The sequence below is a fragment of the Nocardia sp. NRRL S-836 genome (genome assembly GCF_001279525.1).
Classification (GTDB): Bacteria; Actinomycetota; Actinomycetes; order Mycobacteriales; family Pseudonocardiaceae; genus Lentzea.
This window is the reverse complement of record NZ_LGDY01000119.1, coordinates 53,698-73,348: the sequence shown is the minus strand read 5'-3', so window position 1 is coordinate 73,348 and position 19,651 is coordinate 53,698. Positions and strand designations below refer to the sequence as shown.

The 19,651-nt window shown below is 71.8% G+C and carries 8 protein-coding genes and 1 pseudogene; 8 read left to right on the top strand and 1 reads right to left on the bottom strand.

Features of this window, described 5'->3' with window-relative positions:
• Nucleotides 1–299, bottom strand: a pseudogene (locus ADL03_RS49890) (hypothetical protein); the annotation flags it as partial.
• Nucleotides 300–366: 67 nt separating this feature from the next.
• On the opposite strand from ADL03_RS49890, the gene ADL03_RS31140 reads away from it, so the two are divergent.
• The 8 genes from ADL03_RS31140 to ADL03_RS31105 all read left to right on the top strand — a co-directional run bounded on the left by ADL03_RS31140 (nucleotide 367) and on the right by ADL03_RS31105 (nucleotide 19,646).
• Complete coding sequence (locus ADL03_RS31140; RefSeq protein WP_053737154.1) at nucleotides 367–816, top strand: hypothetical protein; 450 nt, start codon at nucleotides 367–369, stop codon at nucleotides 814–816.
• A gap of 22 nt (nucleotides 817–838) precedes the next feature.
• The gene (locus tag ADL03_RS31135) at nucleotides 839–1,909 is read left to right on the top strand and encodes an iron ABC transporter permease (protein ID WP_157529503.1); all 1,071 of its coding nucleotides are present in this window, start codon (nucleotides 839–841) and stop codon (nucleotides 1,907–1,909) included.
• On the top strand, nucleotides 1,906–2,976 hold the full coding sequence (locus tag ADL03_RS31130) for an iron chelate uptake ABC transporter family permease subunit (RefSeq protein ID WP_053737153.1): 1,071 nt from the start codon (nucleotides 1,906–1,908) through the stop codon (nucleotides 2,974–2,976). Before ADL03_RS31135 ends, ADL03_RS31130 begins: the two co-directional genes overlap by 4 nt.
• Before the next feature lie 29 nt (nucleotides 2,977–3,005).
• On the top strand, nucleotides 3,006–3,839 hold the full coding sequence (locus ADL03_RS31125) for an ABC transporter ATP-binding protein (protein ID WP_053737152.1): 834 nt from the start codon (nucleotides 3,006–3,008) through the stop codon (nucleotides 3,837–3,839).
• 102 nt (nucleotides 3,840–3,941) lie between these two features.
• Entirely contained in the window at nucleotides 3,942–4,961 is a 1,020-nt protein-coding gene (locus tag ADL03_RS31120) for an iron-siderophore ABC transporter substrate-binding protein (RefSeq protein WP_197288797.1), read from the top strand.
• A gap of 33 nt (nucleotides 4,962–4,994) precedes the next feature.
• Nucleotides 4,995–6,788, top strand: coding sequence for an ABC transporter ATP-binding protein (locus tag ADL03_RS31115; RefSeq protein ID WP_053737150.1), 1,794 nt, complete (start codon nucleotides 4,995–4,997; stop codon nucleotides 6,786–6,788).
• Nucleotides 6,789–6,817: 29 nt separating this feature from the next.
• A complete protein-coding gene (locus ADL03_RS48890; protein ID WP_197288796.1) occupies nucleotides 6,818–17,968 on the top strand; it encodes a non-ribosomal peptide synthetase in 11,151 nt (3,716 codons plus the stop codon).
• Entirely contained in the window at nucleotides 17,955–19,646 is a 1,692-nt protein-coding gene (locus ADL03_RS31105) for an ABC transporter ATP-binding protein (protein WP_053737149.1), read from the top strand. The genes ADL03_RS48890 and ADL03_RS31105 overlap by 14 nt, the downstream gene beginning before the upstream one ends.
• Nucleotides 19,647–19,651 lie beyond the last annotated feature (5 nt).

The window sequence follows — 19,651 nt, the reverse complement described above, 5'->3', positions numbered from 1 at the left end:
CGGTCGGCGGGCGCGGGCGGTCGGCGGGCGGGGATGAGCGGCGCGCACGCCGTGGGGGCGGCCGGCGTGCGGGCGTGCGGCATCAGGGCGGCGTCGGTGCGACACGCGGCGCGCACCGTGCACGTGCCGTGCGTGCGGCACACCAGCGTGCGTGCGACACGCGGCGTGCGGCGTGCGTGCGTGCGGCGTGCGGCGTGCGGCGTGCGGCGTGCGTGCGGCGTGCGTGCGGCGTGCGTGCGTGCGCAAGGGCCGCCGGGACCCCAGGGGGTGCCGGGGTGCGGTGGACCAGGGTGTCTCACGGGGGCGACGGGCGGCCGGAACGACGAGGGTTGTTCTCAGTCAGCAACGACCTGAGGAGCACACGAAGTGTCCACGATCCGCCTCCAGCAGCAGACCACCGCGACGCCAGAGCAGTTCGTCGCCGGGCTCACCGACTTCGGGCCTGGCCGCCAAGAGCTGTTCCCCAACAGCGCCGACGCCGACCTGGTGGTCCACGACCGGGGCGAGGGCTTCGCGGACGTGACCGAGGGCAACGGCGGTGTCTGGGAGCGCTTGCACTACGACTGGTCGGACCTGGGCCGCGTCGTGCTCACCACCGTCGAGTCGAACGTGTGGGGTGGCCGGTCGGGTCATACGTACACCTTCACGCGTCAGGCCGACGGCACGACGCTCGTGCACGCCGAGGTGGTGCGGGAGGGCAAGAACCTCAAGGGGCGTGTGCTCGGGTTCGTGCTCGGGCTGTTCGGCAAGCAGGTGCTGGGCGGGGCGCTGGCCAAGACCGCCCAGGCGATCGAGGCGCGTCACGCGGTTAGGTAAGGGTGAGCTAACGTAGCCGGTCGTGAGCATCGTGGTGGAGCAACGCGGCGTCGACCCCGCACCGGGCGGTGCGGTTGCCGGGCCGCGCAGGCGCAGGGTGCTGGGGCTCGTCCTCCTGGTGGTCCTGCTCGCCGCCGCCGCGGTGCTCTCCCTGGTCGTCGGCGCGCGGGGGCTCAGCCCCGCGGAGGTGTGGCGGGGGATGTTCGGCGATCCCGGCACCGACCAGCGGCTGACCGAGATCGCGCTGATCATCCACACGTCGCGGATTCCGCGCACGGTCCTCGCGGTCGTGGCGGGGCTGGCGCTCGGGGTGGCCGGTGCGTTGATCCAGGGTCACACCCGCAACCCCATCGCGGACACCGGACTGCTGGGGGTCAACACCGGCGCCTCGTTCGCCGTGGTGCTCGCGGTCTACCTGTTCGGGCTGCAGAACCCGTTGCAGTACCTGTGGTTCGCGTTCCTCGGTGCGGCGGCGGCCGGTGTGGTCGTGTTCGGCCTGTCGAGTCTGGGCCGGGGCGCGGGCAACCCGCTGACGCTGGCGCTGGCCGGGCAGGGTGTCACGATCTTCCTCGCCGCGATGACGACGGCGGTGGCGTTGCAGGACAAGGCGTCGCTGGACGTGCTGCGGTTCTGGAACGCCGGGTCGGTGCAGGGCGTCGGCTGGAACGTCATCGCGGCCGCCGCCGCGTTCATCGGTGTCGGGCTGCTGCTGGCCGCGGTCAACCTGCCGGCGCTCAACCTGCTCAACCTCGGTGACGACGTGGCGCGCGGGCTGGGCGTCAACATCGTGGCCGGGCGGACCGTCGGGGTCGTGGCGATCACGTTGCTCGCCGGGGCGGCCACGGCGGCGTGCGGGCCGATCGCGTTCCTGGGGTTGATGGTCGCGCACATCGCGCGGTGGATCACGGGGCCCGACTACCGGTTCCTGGTGCCGTACGCGGGGTTGCTCGGCGGGATCGTGCTGCTGATCGCGGACATCGCCGGTCGGCTGGTCGTGCGCCCGGCCGAGTTGCAGGCGGGCATCGTCGTCGCTCTTCTCGGTGCACCGTTCTTCGCGGCGCTGGTGTGGCTCGGAAGGTTCAGGCAGGCGTGAGCACCTCACACAAGACGGGCGCGGACGACCTGCACGCGGGGGTCCGGATCGGCGGCTGGTCCTGGGTCTGGCGGCCGTGGCTCGTGCTCGCCACGGTGCTGCTGGCGGTCGCCACGTTCCTGGTGTTCTGCGTGTCGATCGCGATCGGCGACTTCGTCATCGGCCTGCCCGCGGTGATCAGCACGATCTTCGGGCAGGGCGAGCGGGTCGACGAGTTCGTGGTCATGGACCTGCGGATGCCGCGGGCGCTGGTCGGGCTGGTCGTCGGCGTCGCGCTCGGCATCTCCGGCGCGCTCACCCAGTCGATCGCCCGCAACGCGCTCGCGAGCCCGGACGTGCTGGGCATCACCGCGGGGGCCAGCGCGACCGCGATCTTCGTGGTGACGACGTCGGGTGGCGCGGCGCTCGGCTCGTCGATCGGGCTGCCGGTGGCGGCGCTGGCCGGCGGGCTCGGGACCGGGTTGCTGGTGTACTTCCTGGCCTGGAACAAGGGCATCGACGGGTTCCGGCTGATCCTGATCGGTGTCGCGGTCAGCGCGGTGATGACGGCGCTGACGACGTGGCTGCTGGTGCTGGCCGACATCCGTGACGTCGCCCGTGCGCAGTCGTGGCTGGTCGGGTCGCTCGACTCGCGGTCGTGGACCGAGGTGTGGACGACGCTGTGGATCACGATCGCGCTGGTCGTGGTCGTGCTGGCGGTCGCGTTCCACCTGCGGCCCATGCACTTCGGGGACGACGTCGCCGCCGGGCTCGGTGTACGGCATTCGCTCGTGCGCGCGGTGCTGCTGCTGTGCGCGGTGCTGCTCGCTGGTGTCGCGGTGTCGGCGGCGGGACCGGTGCCGTTCGTCGCGCTGGTCGCCCCGCAGATCACGACGCGGCTGCTGCGCACGCCGGTGCCGCCACTGGTCGCGTCCGGCCTGTTCGGCGCGCTGCTGCTGATCGGCTCCGACCTGATCGCGCGGCAGGTGCTGCCCAACGACCTGCCGGTCGGCATCGTGACCGCCATGATCGGCGGGCCGTTCCTCGTCTACCTGCTCGTGCGCGCGAACGTGAAGCGGCCTGCCTGAGGTCAGCCTCACTTAAGTAAGGTTGACCTATGACCGCGCTGCGCAACGATGCCGCCCGACTGGGTGCCGAGGGCGTCACGGTCGGGTACGCCGACCGCGTCGTGCTCGACAACCTCGACGTCGCCATCCCGACCGGGGTGATCACCACGGTCATCGGCCCGAACGGCTGCGGCAAGTCGACGCTGCTGCGGACGCTGTCGCGGCTGCTCAAACCGCGCCAGGGGACGGTGCTGCTGGACGGCCACGACATCGCGCGCCTGAAGACGAAGGACGTCGCGAAGCGAATGGGCCTGCTGCCGCAGACCCCGATCGCGCCGGAGGGGCTGACAGTCGCCGATCTGGTCGCCCGCGGCCGGCACCCGCACCAGAGCTGGGTGCGGCAGTGGTCCTCCGACGACGCGCAGATCGTGGCGAAGGCGCTGGAGATGACCGGTGTCGCGGACCTGGCGCACCGGCCGGTCGACTCGCTCTCCGGCGGCCAGCGGCAACGGGTGTGGATCTCCATGACGCTCGCGCAGGGCACCGATCTGCTGCTGCTGGACGAGCCGACGACCTACCTCGACCTGGCGCACGCGATCGACGTGATCGACCTGGTCGACGACCTGCACGAGGGCGGCTGCACGGTCGTGATGGTCCTGCACGACCTGAACCTGGCCGTGCGCTACAGCGACAACCTGATCGTGATGAGGTCGGGGAAGATCGTCGCGCAGGGCCACCCGAGCGAGGTGATCACGAGCGAGCTGCTCCTGGACACGTTCGGGCTGCAGGCGAAGGTCATCGACGACCCGGTCAGCGAGCGGCCGTTGATCGTGCCGATCGGCCGGACGCACGTGGTGCCGAAGCGTGACCAAGGACTAGGTTAGCCTGCCCTAACTAGGTGATAAGGTTCGGCTGTCCTAATTTCCCCGCCGCGTGGGCAGCGAAGAACGAGGTGCCGAATGGGCTTCAACCGTCCGAGAACAGCCATGACCTGGAAGCGGCTGACCGCTGTGGCCGCGGCCGTGGTCGTCGGCGGCAGCGTGCTCGCCGGGTGCGGCTCTTCCCAGCCGGCGTCGACGCCCGAGGGCAGCAACGCGAGCGGTGGCACGTTCCCGACGAAGGTCGAGCACTTCTTCGGCACGACCGAGATCAAGGAGGCCCCGAAGCGGGTCGTCTCCCTCGGTTACACCGACGAGCAGACGATGCTCGCGCTGGGCACCGTGCCCGTCGGCATGGTCGACCAGTACCCGAACCCCGAGGGCACCAGCCCCGACGTCAACACCCAGTGGCCGTGGGTGAAGGAGAAGTGGGGTTCGACCAAGCCCGAGGTCGTCATGAAGAACGGCGACACCGAGCCGAACTACGAGAAGATCGCGCAGCTGCGCCCCGACCTGATCGTCGCGGTCTACTCCGAGGCCGACCAGGCCTGGTACGACAAGCTCAGCAAGATCGCCCCGACGGTCACGCGCCCCAAGGCCGAGAAGGAGCCGTTCAGCGGCAAGTGGCAGGACACCACCCTGCAGATCGCGAAGGCGCTGGGCAAGCAGGCCGAGGGTGAGAAGATCATCTCCTCGATCGACGACAAGATGGCCGAGATCAAGAAGGCCAACCCGGAATGGGCGAACCAGACCGCGGTCGTCACCTCCTGGTACAAGGACGCCGTTGCGCCGTTCGCCACGACCGACGTGCGCAGCCAGCTCGTCACGGGCATCGGCTTCAAGGGCAACACGAAGATCGACGAGATCGCGGGCGGCAAGTTCTTCACGACGCTGTCCCCCGAGCGCATCGACGTGATGAACGTCGACCGCATCTTCGTGATCGCCGACAAGGCCGACGCGGACAAGCTGAAGGCGTTCGAGCTGTTCGCGAACCTGCCGGCGGTCAAGAACGGCAAGGTGTCCTGGCTGCTCGACAGCGAGGGCCCCGCGATCGGTGCCGCGATGTCGCAGGCCACGCTCGCCTCGCTGCCCTACGCGATCGACGAGATCGCGAAGTCGGCCAAGTAGTACCGCTCAACCCCCGCGAAAGGCCTCTGAACGGTGACCAGCACTGCGTCCGCGCCCGTGACCATCCTGCGCACGGCGACCGGACGGGAGGCCCTTCGCTGGGTGTACGACCGCTGCCGCACCACCCCGCTGCTGCCGATCGCCACCGTGCTGGCGACGGTGGCCGGGGCGGTGCTGCAGGTCGTGCCGGTGTTCCTGCTCGGCACGGTCGTGGACGGCGTCCAGCAGGGGCGTCCCTCGGCGATCCTGTGGTCGATCGGCGTCACCACGGTCCTGGCCGCGCTCGGGGGTGCCGTCATGACCGCCGTGTCGACCTACCTGGTCGGCCGCGTGGGCGCGGACCTGCTGGCACAGCTGCGGGAAGGCGCCGTGCGCGCGGTGCTCGGGCTGCCGAGCGCGCGGATCGAGCAGGTCGGCCGCGGTGACGTGCTGTCCCGCGTGGGCGACGACGTCGCCGTCATCTCCAAGGGTTTCCGCACCGCGATCCCGACGATCTTCAGCGCGACCGTGCTGGTCGTGATCGCCACGGCCGGCATGTTCGGCCTCGACTGGCGGCTCGGGATCGCCGGTGCGATGGCACTTCCCGCCTACTGGTGGGCGTTGCGCTGGTACCTGCCGCGCTCGCAGCCGCTCTACCGGGCCCGCTCGGAGGCGCAGGCCGACCGCGCGCAGGCGTTGATCAGCGGGCTCGACGGGATCGACACCGTGCGGGCGTACCGGCTGGAAAGCGTGTTCCGCGACCGGGTCACCGCCGAGTCGTGGCGGGTGCGCAACATCGGCATCGACGTCTTCCGGTTCTTCGGCCGGTTCATCGGCAGGGAGAACCGCGCCGAGTTCATCGGCCTCGGGCTGATCATCGTGGTCGGCTACCTCCTCGTCAGCGGCGGGCAGTCGACGCTGGGCCAGGTGTCTGTGGCCGCGTTGCTGTTCCACCGGTTGTTCAACCCGCTCGGGCTGATCATGGCGTTCTTCGACGAGGCGCAGAAGTCCGGCGCGGGCCTGACCCGGCTGGTCGGCGTGCTCTCCGAGTCCGACGGCGACCAGCTCGTGCGCAGCGCGGCCGCCGTCGACGTGAACGCCGCGCCGCTCCCGGTGTCGGTGCACGGGCTTTCCTTCGCCTACCCCGAATCCGACCACCTGGTGCTGCGGGACGTCGACCTGGAGATCCCCGCGGGAACGTCGCTGGCGCTCGTCGGCGCGACGGGCGCGGGCAAGACGACGCTGGCCGCTTTGGTCGCGGGCACCGGAACTCCCTTGACCGGGTCGGTCCACATCGGTCCGACCGATCTGGCCGACGTCGACGAGGCGGGCGCACGGGCGTTGGTGAGCATCCTGACGCAGGAGGCGCACGTCTTCGCCGGGCCACTCGCCGAGGACCTGCGGCTGGCGGCACCGGAGGCGTCGGACGACGAGCTGATGGCCGCGTTGCGCACGGTGGGGGCGGCTTCGTGGGTCGAGGCACTGCCCGACGGGCTGCGGACCGATGTCGGCGAGGGCGGCGAACGCCTCGACGTGACCAAGATCGCCCAGATCGCGCTGGCCCGCCTGGTGCTGGGCCGCTCCCCCGTCGTCGTGCTGGACGAGTCGACCGCCGAGGCGGGCAGCCAGGGCGCCGCACAGCTGGAGAAGGCCGCGCTGGCGGCCTGCCGGGGCCGGACGACGCTGCTCGTGGCGCACCGGCTCACCCAGGCCGTTGCGGCGGACCGGATCGCGGTGCTCGACGCGGGCCGCGTGGTCGAGCAGGGCACGCACGACGAGCTCGTCGCGCGTGACGGGCGTTACGCCCGGCTTTGGGCCGCTTGGCGACTCGGCTCCGCAAGGACTTAGGTTAGGCTCACCTTCACCAAGATGAGGGGATGGCTGAGTCGTCGATGGAACTGATGGCCGACCGTGACGTACTTCTTTCGACCGCCCGGATCGCCTCCGTTCGGCGCCGCGCCGGTGAGTACCCGCAGCGGACCGTCGCCGTCGCCGCAGCCGTCGCGCTGCACCACTGGGCAGACTCCGCCACCAGCGCCGAGGGCATCGACCTCTCCCCCGCCACGCTCTTCGGCGATCTGCTCGTCTGGGCCGACAAGGGAGAAGACGCCGGGCGGTGGAACGTCACCGAACGCCCTGGTGGCTGGGCGATCCGGTTGCCGGACGGCGTCGCGGCCGACGAGGCCCAGCGCGCGCTGGACGACCTGGCCGAGTTCCCGAACCGGGCGATCGGCACGATGACCGCGCAGACCCTGGACGAACGGCTCGCGGAGCTGGCGCGGTGGAACGACAACGACCTCCCGCGTGAACGGCCGAGCATCGTCGAGCTGTTCCGCACGCAGGCCGCCGAACGCCCCGACGCCGTCGCGATCAACGACGGCGACCGCGCGTTCACCTACGGCCAGGTGCTGACGTGCTCCAACCAGCTGGCCCGCCACCTGCTCGACCGCGATCTCCAGCCGGAGCACGTCGTCGGCATCTCGCTGGACCGGTCCGCCGAGATGGTCGTCAGCCTGCTCGCGGTGCTGCAGGCCGGTGCCGCGTTCGTGCCGCTGGACCCGCAGTGGCCGGCCGCCCGCCGCGAGTCGGTGATCACCGATGCCTGGGTCCGGTTGCTCCTCGGCACCGGCCAGGACGGTGAACCCGAGGCGGTCGGCGTCTCGCTGGACGACTGGGGCTTCGGCGCGTACTCGGGCGAGCCGACCGATGTCACGATCCGCGGCGCGCAGCTCGCGTACGTGATGTTCACGTCCGGCTCGACCGGCCGCCCCAAGGGCGCGATGATCCGGCACGAGGCGATCAGCGAGCGGCTGCTGTGGCAGGTGCACCAGATCCTCCACTTCGGACACTCGGACGCGTCGCTGTTCAAGGCGCCGCTGTCGTTCGACATCTCGATCAACGAGATCTTCCTGCCACTGGTGTGCGGTGGCCGGGTGGTCGTCGTGCGCTCCGGCGGCGAACGCGACCCGCACCACCTGCTGCACACGATCGACCGGCACCGGGTGACGTTCGTGTACCTGGTGTCGTCGATGCTGGACGTGCTGCTGAACATCGCCTCCGACGGCGAGCTGGACAGCCTGCGGCACGTGTGGTGCGGCGGCGAGGTGCTGACCCCCGAGCTGTACGAGCGGTTCCGCACTCAGCTCGACATCCCGATGTACCACGGGTACGGCCCGGCCGAGGCCACGATCGGCGTCTCGCACGTGATCTACCGAGGCGCGGCCGAGCGGCTGTCCACGTCGATCGGCAGGGCCAACCCGAACACCGACCTGTACGTCCTGGACGACGAGCTGCGGCCGTGCCCGGTCGGTGTCGGCGGCGAGCTCTACATCGGCGGTTTCCTGCTGGGCCGCGGTTACGTGAACGCGCCCGGCCTGACCGCGTCCCGGTTCGTGGCGAACCCGTTCGCCACCGACGGCTCGCGGCTCTACCGCACCGGCGACCTGGCGCGGTTCGCCGCCGACGGGTCGCTGGACTTCCTCGGCCGGGTCGACAACCAGGTCAAGATCCGCGGCATGCGGCTGGAGCTGGAGGACGTCGAGGTCGCGCTCGCCGAGCACCCCGGCGTCCGGCACACGTGCGTCGTGGTGAAGAAGAACTCCGCGGGCGGCAACTACCTCGTCGGGTACGTGATCCCGGTGAACGAGGGTCTGTCCGCCGACGAGGTCAAGCGGTGGGCAACCGAGCACCTGGTCGAGTACATGGTGCCGGCGCACGTCGTCGTGCTGAGCGAGTTCCCGTTGACCGCCAACGGGAAGCTCGACCGGCGCGCGCTGCCGGAGCCGGTGGCCGACACCGGTCCCGTGACCGCTGCCGCCACCGACGACGAGGCCGTGATCTGCGCGGCGGTCGCGTCGGTGCTGCGGGTCGATGCGGTCGGCGCGGACCAGGACTTCTTCGAGCTCGGCGGCGACAGCATCCTCGCGATCTCGCTGCTGAGCGCGCTGCGGGCGCAGGGCGTGTTCGTGACGGCCACGCAGATCTTCGTCAACCGCACCCCGCGGGCGCTCGCCGCCGTCGCCACCCGTGACGGTGGCGCGGTGGTCGACCACGACGACGTGCCGACCGGTCCGGTCGCCGGGCTGCCGATCGTGCAGTGGCTCGGCGAGACCACGGACGCGATCGACGGGTTCGTGCAGTCGGTCGTGCTGAACACCCCTGCCGAGCTCACCCCCGACGCGCTCACACAGATCCTCGACGCGCTGGTCGACCGGCACGACATGCTGCGCGCCCGGCTGGTGCGCGGCCCGCGGTGGTCGTTCGACATCCCGGAGACCGGTGCGGCGCTGTGGGAGGAGTCCGCGGCACCGCTGGAGGAGTGCGTCGCGGCGGCGACCGAGGGCCTCAACCCGGACGCCGGGATCATGCTGCGGGCGGTGTGGCGTTCCGCCGCACGGCAGCTGGTGGTCGTGATCCACCACGTCGTGATCGACGGCGTGTCGTGGCGGATCCTGTTCGACGACCTCGCGCTGGCCTGGCAGCAGGTGTCCTCGGGTGCTCCGGTGGAGCTGCGGCCGGTCGGGACGTCGTTCCGGCGCTGGACGCAGCTGCTGGAGCAGGCCGACTTCACCGCGGACCTCGCGCACTACCGGCGGCCGTTGCCGGGTGTGGACGCGCTGCTCGGCCGTCGTGAGCTGACCGACGACGATGTCGTCGCGCGCGAACGGACCCGTACCGTCACGGTCGGGGCGTCGACCACGGCGGCGCTGCTGGGCGACGTGCCCGCGTTGTTCCACGCGAAGGTCAACGACGTGCTGCTGACCGGGCTGGCGGTGGCGCTGGCGAAGTGGCGGCGCGACAACGGGCAGGACCAGACGTTCGCGCACATCGAGCTGGAGGGCCACGGCCGCGAGGGCCGGTTCGTGCCGCTCGACCCGGACCTGTCGCGCACGGTCGGCTGGTTCACCACGCTGTTCCCGGTGACGGTCGACCCCGGCACGGTCGACGACCTGCCCGCGGCGGTGAAGCGCGTCAAGGAGGACCTCGCGCGGGTGCCCGGCAACGGCGTCTCGTACGGCGCGTTGAAGTACCTGCGGCACAACGAGCTCGGCGGTCCGCGGCCACAGGTGCTGTTCAACTACCTGGGCCGGTTCGGCGGTGGCACGACCGGTGACTGGCAGCTCGCGGAGAACGCCGGGCAGCTCGGTGAGAAGCGCGACCCGCAGATGCGGCTGCCGCGCGCGCTGGAGTTCAACGCGAGCGCCGAACCCGGTGCCGGCGGCGAGCTGGAGCTCGTCACCGTGATCTCCTGGCCCGCCGGGGTGTTCACCGACGCCGACGTCGGCCGGATCGGCGCGTACTTCACGCGGGCGCTGGAGGACCTGGCGGCGTTGACGGAGGGTGGCCACTCCCCCAGCGACTTCGACCTGCTGCCGCTCACCCAGGCCGACGTCGACGCGCTCGACAGCCCGGCGTTGCGCGACGTCCTGCCGCTGACGCCGCTGCAGGAGGGCCTGTACTTCCACTCGGTCTTCGACGACGAGTCGTCGCACCGCTACGTCGAGCAGCAGCTGCTGACGCTGACCGGCGCCGTGGACGCGCAACGGCTCGAAGCGGCGGCGGCCCGTGTGCTGGAGCTGTTCCCGAACCTGGCCGCGCGGTTCGTCGGCCTGCCCGACGGCCGGGTGGTGTCGGTGCTGGAGTCCGGTGTGCGGCCAGGGTTTTCCACTGTGGACGGTCAGGGTATGACCGGCGAGGAGATCGCCGCCTGCGCCGAACGGGACCGCGTCGCCGGGTTCGACCTCGCGCGCGGGCCGCTGATGCGGTTCACGCTGATCCGCACCGCGCCCGGCCGGTACGTGCTGGTGCAGACGGTGCACCACATCATCGCGGACGGCTGGTCGGTGCCGCCGGTGCTGCGCGCGCTGCTCGCCGAGTACGAGGCGCCGGGGTCGGTGCACGTGCGCGGCAGCTACGCCGACTACGTGCGCTGGCTGGTCACAGGTGACGCGGCGGAGAGCGACCGGGTGTGGGCCGCCGAGCTCGCCGGGCTGCCGGGGCCGTCGTTTGTGGCGGAGGGGCACACGCCGTCGGAACACTTCGCGGACGTGGTGCTCGACGCTCCGGCCGACCTGGACGAGTCCGTCCGCGCGGCCGGGGTGCCGCTGAGCGTCGCCGTGCACAGCGCGTGGGGCGTGACGCTGGGTGCGTTGCTGGGCCGCCGGGACGTCGTGTTCGGGTCGACGGTGTCCGGCCGCGACGCCGACGTGCCGGGCATCGCCGACCTGGCCGGGTTGTTCATCAACACGATCCCGGTGCGGACGCGGTGGACCTCCGGGACCTCCGCCGCCGAGCTGCTGGCGTCGGTGCGCGAGCACCAGACCGCGGTGCTGCCGCACCAGCACGTGTCGCTGACCCGGATCGGGCGGCAGGCGGAGCACGGGTCGGCGTTCGACACGCTCGTGGTGTTCGACGTGGCGACCGACGTGACGTCGTTGAGCGGCCCGTTCACGATCGCCGAGGTCGTCAACGAGGGCGCGCCGCACTACCCGCTGACCCTCGTGGTCGAGCGCGGCAACGACGGTTCGTCGCGGTTCAACCTCATCCACGACACCACGGTGGTGCGTTCGGCGGGTGCCGAGCGGCTGCTGCGGGCGTTCGCGGAGACGCTGTCCGGGCTGCTGTCGGGTTCGCTCGTCGTGCCCGGGCTGACGCAGGCGCGTCCGGCGGCCGTCGTCGAGCCGGCGACGCTGTCGGAGCTGTTCGACGCTGCCGCACAACGTGATCCGTCCGCGCGTGCGGTGACGATGTGCCACCTCGACGGCAGCTCCGAGGGGCTGTCCTACGGGATGCTCGCCGACGCGAAGGACCGGCTGGCGCGGTCGCTCGTCAACGCGGGCGTCGGGCCGGACAGGCGCGTCGCGGTGGCGGTTCCCCGGTCGCTGCACCAGGTCGTGTCGCTGCTGGGGATCGTGTCGGCCGGTGGTGCGTACGTGCCGCTGGACCTCGCCTACCCGGACGAGCGCCTGGAGTACGTGCTCGCCGACTCGGCGCCGCAGGTGGTGCTGGTCGAGCGGGAGCACCGGGAGCGGTTCGAACGGCTGCTGGCCCGTGCCGGTGTCGACGCGCGCGTGCTCGTGCACGGCGAGGAGGTGCCGGGTGACGCCGAGCTGCCGGTGTTCGACTGGCGCACCCCGGCGTACGTGATCTACACGTCCGGGTCGACCGGCAAGCCCAAGGGCGTCGTCGTGTCGCACCGCAACGTGGTGACGCTGCTCGCGAACACCCAGCCGGACATGGACTTCGGCCCCGACGACGTGTGGACCCAGTTCCACTCGTACTCGTTCGACTTCGCGGTCTGGGAGCTGTGGGGCGCGCTGGTGCACGGCGGCGAGCTGCTCGTCCCCGACCACGGCCTGACCCGTTCGCCGGTCGACTTCCACCGGCTCGTGCGTGCGCGCGGCGTGACCGTGCTCAACCAGACGCCGTCGGCGTTCTACCAGTTCATCGAGGCGGACCGGCTGTCGGACCCGCTGCCCGCGTTGCGCCGGGTGGTCTTCGGCGGCGAGGCGCTGGACCTGTCGCGGCTGCGCGGCTGGGTCGAGCGCTACGGCACCGGCCGCCCCGAGCTGGTCAACATGTACGGCATCACCGAGACCACCGTGCACGTCACGCACCGGGTGCTGGACTCCGCCGACTTCCTGGCCGGTGACGTCAGCCCGATCGGCGGCCCGATCCCCGGGCTGCGCACGTACCTGCTCGACGACGCACTGCGCCCGGTACCGCCGGGCCAGGTCGGCGCGATCTACGTGGCCGGCGACCAGCTCTCCCTCGGCTATCTGCACCGCCCCGGTCTGACCTCGACCCGGTTCGTCGCCGACCCGTTCGGCGGTGGTCGGATGTACAACACCGGGGACCTGGCGCGGCGCACCCTGGACGGTGAGCTGGAGTTCGTCGGCCGCGCGGACGACCAGGTGCAGCTCAAGGGGTTCCGCATCGAGCTGGGCGAGGTCGAGGCGGCGGTCCGGACGGTGCCCGGCGTCGTCGACGTCGCGGTGACCGTGGCCGACACCGCCGACCACCTCGTCGCGCACGTGGTCGGCACGCCTTCCGCGGACGTTGCCACGTTCCTGGGCTCGAAGCTGCCCGTGCACATGGTTCCGCAGCGGGTGCTGTTGATCGACGCGCTGCCGCTGACCGTGAACGGCAAGCTCGACCGCAGGGCACTGGTGGAACGCGCCCGTGCCGAGGACGACGCCGTGGTGGCCGACGGCGGCCCCGCGCTGGAGTCGCTGGTGGGGATCTTCGCGGACGTGCTGCCGGGGTCCGCTGTGGACGCCGACACCGACTTCTTCATGGCCGGCGGCGACAGCATCATCGCGATCGGTGTGGTCAACCGCGCCCGCGCGGCAGGCCTCTCCTTCACACCCCGCGACCTCTTCCTGCACAAGACTCCTCGCCTGCTCGCCGAGCACGCGGGCACCCCGCGTGGCCCTCAGGGGAACGCGGGGCTCCCGCGTGACCGCCGGGAGGCGGCGGACGGGCCGGTCGTGCCGACGCCGATCGTGCTGCGGCAGCGGGAGCTGGGCGGGGAGCTGAAGCGGTTCGCCCAGGCCCGGCAGGTGGAGTGCGCCAGCCTCGCGGACGCGCGGCGAGCAGCGGAGGCCGTGCTGCGGGCGCACCCGGTGCTGCGGATGCGGCTGACCGTCGCCCACGGCGTGTGGTCGCTCGGAATCGATCCCGACTCGCGGGCCCCCTGGGGGGATCAGGCCCCCACTCCTATCGTCTCAAACGGGTCTGACAATTTCGGCGAGCCGCGGGTGGCCGGCGCGGTCGGCGGCGGGGGTGCGGCCGACGCCGAGCGAATCAGCCGCGCGGTCGAGGGCGGGAGTGCGGCCGACGCCGAGCGAACCGCGTCCGGCCGCGCGGGCGGGGGCGGAGGTGCGGCCAACGCCGAGCGAACCACGATCGGCCGCGCGGTCGAGGGCGGAGGTGCGGCCGACGCCGGGCGGACCGCGTCCAGCCGCGCGGGCGGGGGCGGAGGTGCGGCCAACGCCGAGCGAACCACGTCCGGCCGCGCGGTCGAGGTCGTGGCCGTCGGCACCGACGACCCCCAGGTCGCTGCCGACGAGGCCGCCGACCGCCTCGACCCCGAGGCCGGCGTCATGGCCGCGTTCAACTGGCTCGAAAGCACGAACACCCTCGTCGTCGTCCTCCACCACCTGGCGGTGGACGCGGTCTCGTGGCTGATCCTCCTCGACGACATCGCCACGGCGATGCGTGGCGAGGACCTGGCTCCGGCCACCACCCCGTTCACCGCCTACGCCGAAGCGCTCACCCTCACCGCGCACTCCGGCGCCGACCTCCCCCGCTGGATCGACGCACTGGACGCCCCGCCGCTGACGCCGCGGATCGGTGACGTGCGCGAGGTGACCGTCAACCTCGCGGCCGACATCACCGACCGGGTCGTCCACACCGCCCCGGCGGCGCTCGGCCTGGGGCTGACCGAGCTGCTGGCCGGTGCGTTGCGCACCGCCCTCACCGAGATCCAGGGCACTCCGACGGACCTCACCGTCGAGTTGGAGCGCCACGGCCGGGTGCCGATCAGCGAGCACCACGACTACACGCGCACGGTCGGCTGGTTCACCTCCATCGCACCGGTGAAGCTGAGCGCGCACACCGACCCGATCGAGGCCGCACGCGAGCTGACCGCGAAGCAGCCCGACGAGCGGCAGCACGTGCGGTACGGGCAGTTGCGCTACCTCAACCCGCAGACCGCGCCGGTGCTGGCGGCGTTGCCCCGGCCGCAGGTGCTGTTCAACTACCTGGGCCGCGGCAGCGAGGCACAGGCGCTGCACGTGGACGTGGGCCGGCAGCCGAGTCCGTACGCGGTCGAGGTCAACACCTGGGTCGACACGACGACGGGCAGTCTGCGGGCGACGTTCGCGTTGAGCGAGGACGTGTCCGACGAGATCGCGGCACGGTGGTTGCTGGCGCTCGAACGGATCGCGGACGCCACCACCACCGCGCGCCGCACGGCGCCGGTGTCGCCGTTGCAGCGCGGGCTGTACTTCCAGGCGCAGCTGGCCGGTGGTGCCGGGCAGTACGTGGCGCAGAGCTGCTTCACGTTCGACCGCAGGCTCGACGCGGACGCGCTCGGCAGGGCGATGGCGCACGTCATCGCCAAGCACCCGGTGGTGGGCGCGGGGTTCGCGGACGAGGACGGCGAGCCCGTCCAGGTCCTCACGGCGGGCGGTCAGGTGCCGGTGCGCACGGTCGACGTGCTGAACGAGGACGCCGTCGAGGCGTTGCGGGTCGAGGACCGGGGCACCGGCTTCGACCTCGACGCGCCGCCGCTCGTGCGGCTGACCGTGCTGCGGCTGCCGGACGGCCGGGACGCGTTGCTGTTCAGCTACCACCTGCTGCTGTGGGACGGGTGGTCGCGCGAGATCGTGCTGCGCGACCTGTTCGACGCCTATCGGGCCTTCCTGGCCGGCGAACCGGTCGACTCCTCCCCCGCCACGCCGAGCTTCGAGAGCTACACCCGTGCGCTCGCGGCGAAGGACGCGCAGGCCGCACAACGGTTCTGGGCCGGCTACCTCGCCGACCTGCCCGGTGCGACGCTGCTCGGTGATGGGTCCACTTCGGACAGTCTGCCCGCGAAGATCGTGCGGACGCTGGACGTGGAGACCTCCGACCGCGTCCGTGCCGCCGCCCGCAGGCACGGCGTCACGCTGAACTCGGTCGTCACCGGCGCGCTGGGGCTGTTGCTGGGCAGCGAGACCGGCCGCGGCGACGCGGTGTTCGGCGTGACCGTCTCCGGCCGCGAGGACGAGGGCACGGACGGGATCGTCGGCGTGCTGCTCAACACCGTGCCGATGCGGGTGACCGCACGGCCGGACGACACCACGGCGGCGTTCCTGCACGGCGTGCAGGCGCGCCGGGTCGAGGCGATGGACCACGAGCACGTCGGACTGGGCGAGATCCAGCGCGCGAGCGGGCAGGACCAGCTGTTCGACAACCTGTTCGTGCTGCAGAACTTCCTGGACGACAGCACGTTCGAGGAGTTCAACGCGGTCAACGGGATCGTCGGCCACGAGTCGGAGGACTCGACGCACTACCCGTTCACCTGGGTCGTGACGCCGGGCCGACAGCTCACGGTCAAGCTGGAGTACCGGCCGGAGGTCACCGATCCCGCGCTGGCGCACCGGTTGTTCGAGGACTACCTGCGGATCGTGGCCGACCTGGCGCTCGCCGACGGGCCGGTCGGGGCGATCCGCGGCACCGGACCGCGGCCGCAGCTCCAGGCGCCCAACGACTTCGGCAACGGGACGGTGGTCGACCTGTTCGACGTCGCGGCCGACCGCAACCCCGACCGGGTCGCGTTGGTCTCACACGGCAGGACGATGACGTTCGCACAGCTGCGGGACCGCAGCCGGCACCTGGCCGGGGTGCTGCGCGACCGCGGCATCGGCGTCGAGACCTCGGTCGCGATCGCGGTGCCGAGGTCGCTGGACTGGGTGGTGGCGTTGTTCGGGATCCTGCGCTGCGGCGCGGCTTACGTGCCGTTGGAGCTCGACCACCCGGACGAGCGGATCGCCGCGATCATCGAGGACGCACGGCCGGTGTTGACCATCACGACCGGCGCGGTCGCACCGCGGCTCCGGGGCGAGCTCTTCCTGCTCGACCGGCCGTGGCCCGCCGCGGAGCCGGTGGTCACGTTCGCGCCGGACGACCCGGACCGGCTGCGGCACGCCGCGTACACCATCTACACCTCGGGATCGACCGGCAAGCCCAAGGGCGTGGTGACCGAGTACGCGGGCCTGACGAACATGCTCGTCAACCACCAGCGGCGGATCTTCGAGCCGGTGCTGGCCGAGCACGGGCACCGGACGTTCCGGATCGCGCACACGGTGTCGTTCGCGTTCGACATGTCGTGGGAGGAGCTGCTGTGGCTGGCCGACGGCCACGAGGTGCACATCTGCGACGAGGAGCTGCGACGTGACGCCACCGGGCTCGTGCGGTACTGCCTGGAGCACGAGGTCGACGTCATCAACGTGACGCCGACCTACGCGCAGCAGCTAGTGGCAGAAGGCCTGTTGAACGACCCCGAGCACAAGCCGGCGCTGGTGCTGCTGGGCGGTGAGGCGGTGACGCCGATGTTGTGGCAGCTGCTCGCCGACACCCCCGGCACGGTCGGCTACAACCTCTACGGGCCGACGGAGTACACGATCAACACGCTCGGTGTCGGCACGTTCGACTGCGTCGACCCGGTGGTCGGCGTGGCGATCGACAACACCGACGTCTACGTGCTCGACCCGTGGCTGCGGCCCGTGCCGGACGGTGTCGCGGGCGAGCTGTACGTGTCGGGTGTCGGCATCGCGCGCGGCTACCTCGGCCAGCCGGGGCAGTCGGCGGAACGGTTCGTGGCCTGCCCGTGGGTGCCCGGCGAGCGGATGTACCGCACCGGCGACCTGGTGATCCGCCGTCCCGACGGCAACCTGCTGTACCTGGGCCGCACGGACAAGCAGGTCAAGATCCGCGGTCACCGCGTCGAGCTCGGCGAGGTCGAGGCGCGCTTCGCCGCCCACCCGGACGTCCGGTTCGTCGCCGCCGTCGCGCAGTCCGACCCGCAGGTCGACGGCGCGTACCGGCTCGCGGCCTACCTCGTCCTGGAGGACGGCGCGGAGATCCCGGCGATCGCGGCGGAGGTCGGTGCCGGCCTGCCGGACTACCTGCGGCCGTCGCACTACGCGCAGGTGGGCGCGATCCCGTTGACGGTCAACGGGAAGGCCGACACGGCGGCCTTGCCCGAGGCCCGGCCGCTCGGCACCCTGATGGCCAGGCAGGACGAACGCGCGCTGACCGAGACCGAGACGCTGGTGAGGGAGATGTTCGCCGAGGCGCTCGACCTCGACCCCGACGAGGTGGGCATGGCGAGCGGCTTCACCGACCTGGGTGGGCACTCGATGCTCGCGGTGCGGCTGATCGGCCTGCTCCGCCGCGAGTTCGGCCCGATCGTCACCATCCGCGACCTGCTGGCCCTGTCCACCCCCGAGGCGATTGCGCAGCACCTTGACGAACACTGAAGTCCGCACCGGCAAAGAGGTCCTGCGCATCGCGGTGCGCCGCAACAGGGCCGCGATGGCGGGCGGCACCCTGCTGATGGGGTCCTACCAGGCCGCCGAGACCGCCGTGCCGATCGTGCTCGGCGCGATCGTCGAGTTCGCGTTGCGCGGCGGGAGTCTCAGCTCGCTGGGGCTCGCGCTGCTCGCGCTCGGGCTCGTGATGGCGACGGTGTCGTACTCGTGGCGCTTTGGCATGCGGATCCTGCAGAAGGCGAACACGACCGAGGCGCACCGGTGGCGGGTCGCGGTGGCCGACCGCGGTCTGCAGCCGGTCGCGCGGGACGTCGGGCTCAAGTCCGGCGAGGTGCTGACGGTGGCCACCGAGGACGCGGACCAGACGGCGGACATCATCGAGGTGGTGCCGCTGCTGATCGCCTCGCTGGTGTCGATCACGATCGCGGGCGCCGTGCTCGCGGTGATCAGCGTGCCGCTCGGCGTCACGGTGTTCGCGGGCACGGCGGCGATCCTGACCGTGCTGAGCTTCATGTCCCGCCGGATCGGCACGAGCACGCAGGTGCAGCAGGCGAAGGTGGCACGGGCGGGCGCCAAGGTGTCGGACCTGATCGCGGGCCTGCGGCCGTTGCACGGCTTCGGCGGCAGCTACCAGGCCTTCCAGTCCTACCGCCGGGTCAGCGCGGAGGCCAGGAAGCAGTCGGTCGTCGTGGCACGGGTCAACGGCGTGTACGCGGGCACGGCGCTGGCGCTGAACTCGTTGCTGGCGGCGGCGGTCACGCTGTGGGCGGGCTGGCTGACGTTCGACGGGCAGATCTCCCTGGGTCAGCTCGTGACCGCGGTCGGCCTCGCGCAGTTCCTGATCGAGCCGCTGAAGCTGTTCTCCGAGATGCCGAAGTACGTGATGATCGCGCGGGCGTCGGCGGAGCGGATGGCGCTCGTGCTGGCCGCACCGCCGCGCATGACGCCCGGCGCGGCGGAACCCGGCCCGGACGGCGGCCTGGAGGTGGAGGCCGTGCACCACGGAACGCTGCGCGGGGTGTCGTTCAGCGTGCGGCCCGGCGAGTTCGTCGCCGTGGCCGCCTACCAGCCGCAGGCCGCGGCCGAGCTGGCGGCGCTGCTGTCCGTCGACGTGCCGCCCGCGTCGTACTCGGGCGTGGTGCGGGTCGGCAAGCGCGAGCTGGCGGAGCTGACGATCGAGAGCATCCGCACGCACCTGCTGGTCAACCCCGCGCACCACGAGGTGTTCGCGGGAACGTTGCGCGACAACGTGGACCCGTCCGGCACCAGCCGGCTGGTCGGCGAGGCCGTCGAGGCGGCGATGCTGACCGACGTCGTGGCACTGCACGCCGAAGGCCTCGACTACGCCGTGCGCGACCGGGGCGCGAACCTCTCCGGTGGCCAGCGGCAGCGGTTGTCGCTGGCCCGCGCATTGGCCGCGGACCCGGAGATCCTGGTGCTGCACGACCCGACCACCGCCGTCGACGCGGTGACCGAGCTGCTGATCGCCCGCAACATCGCCGCGTTGCGGCGCGGCCGCACCACGGTCGTGATCACCGGCAGCCCGGCGCTGCTGGACGTGGCCGACCGGGTGGTCGTGCTCGACGACGGCGTGGTCACCGGCGAAGGCACGCACCGCGAGCTGCTCGACAAGGACGCCGGGTACCAGCTCGCGGTGGCGCGCTGACGCCG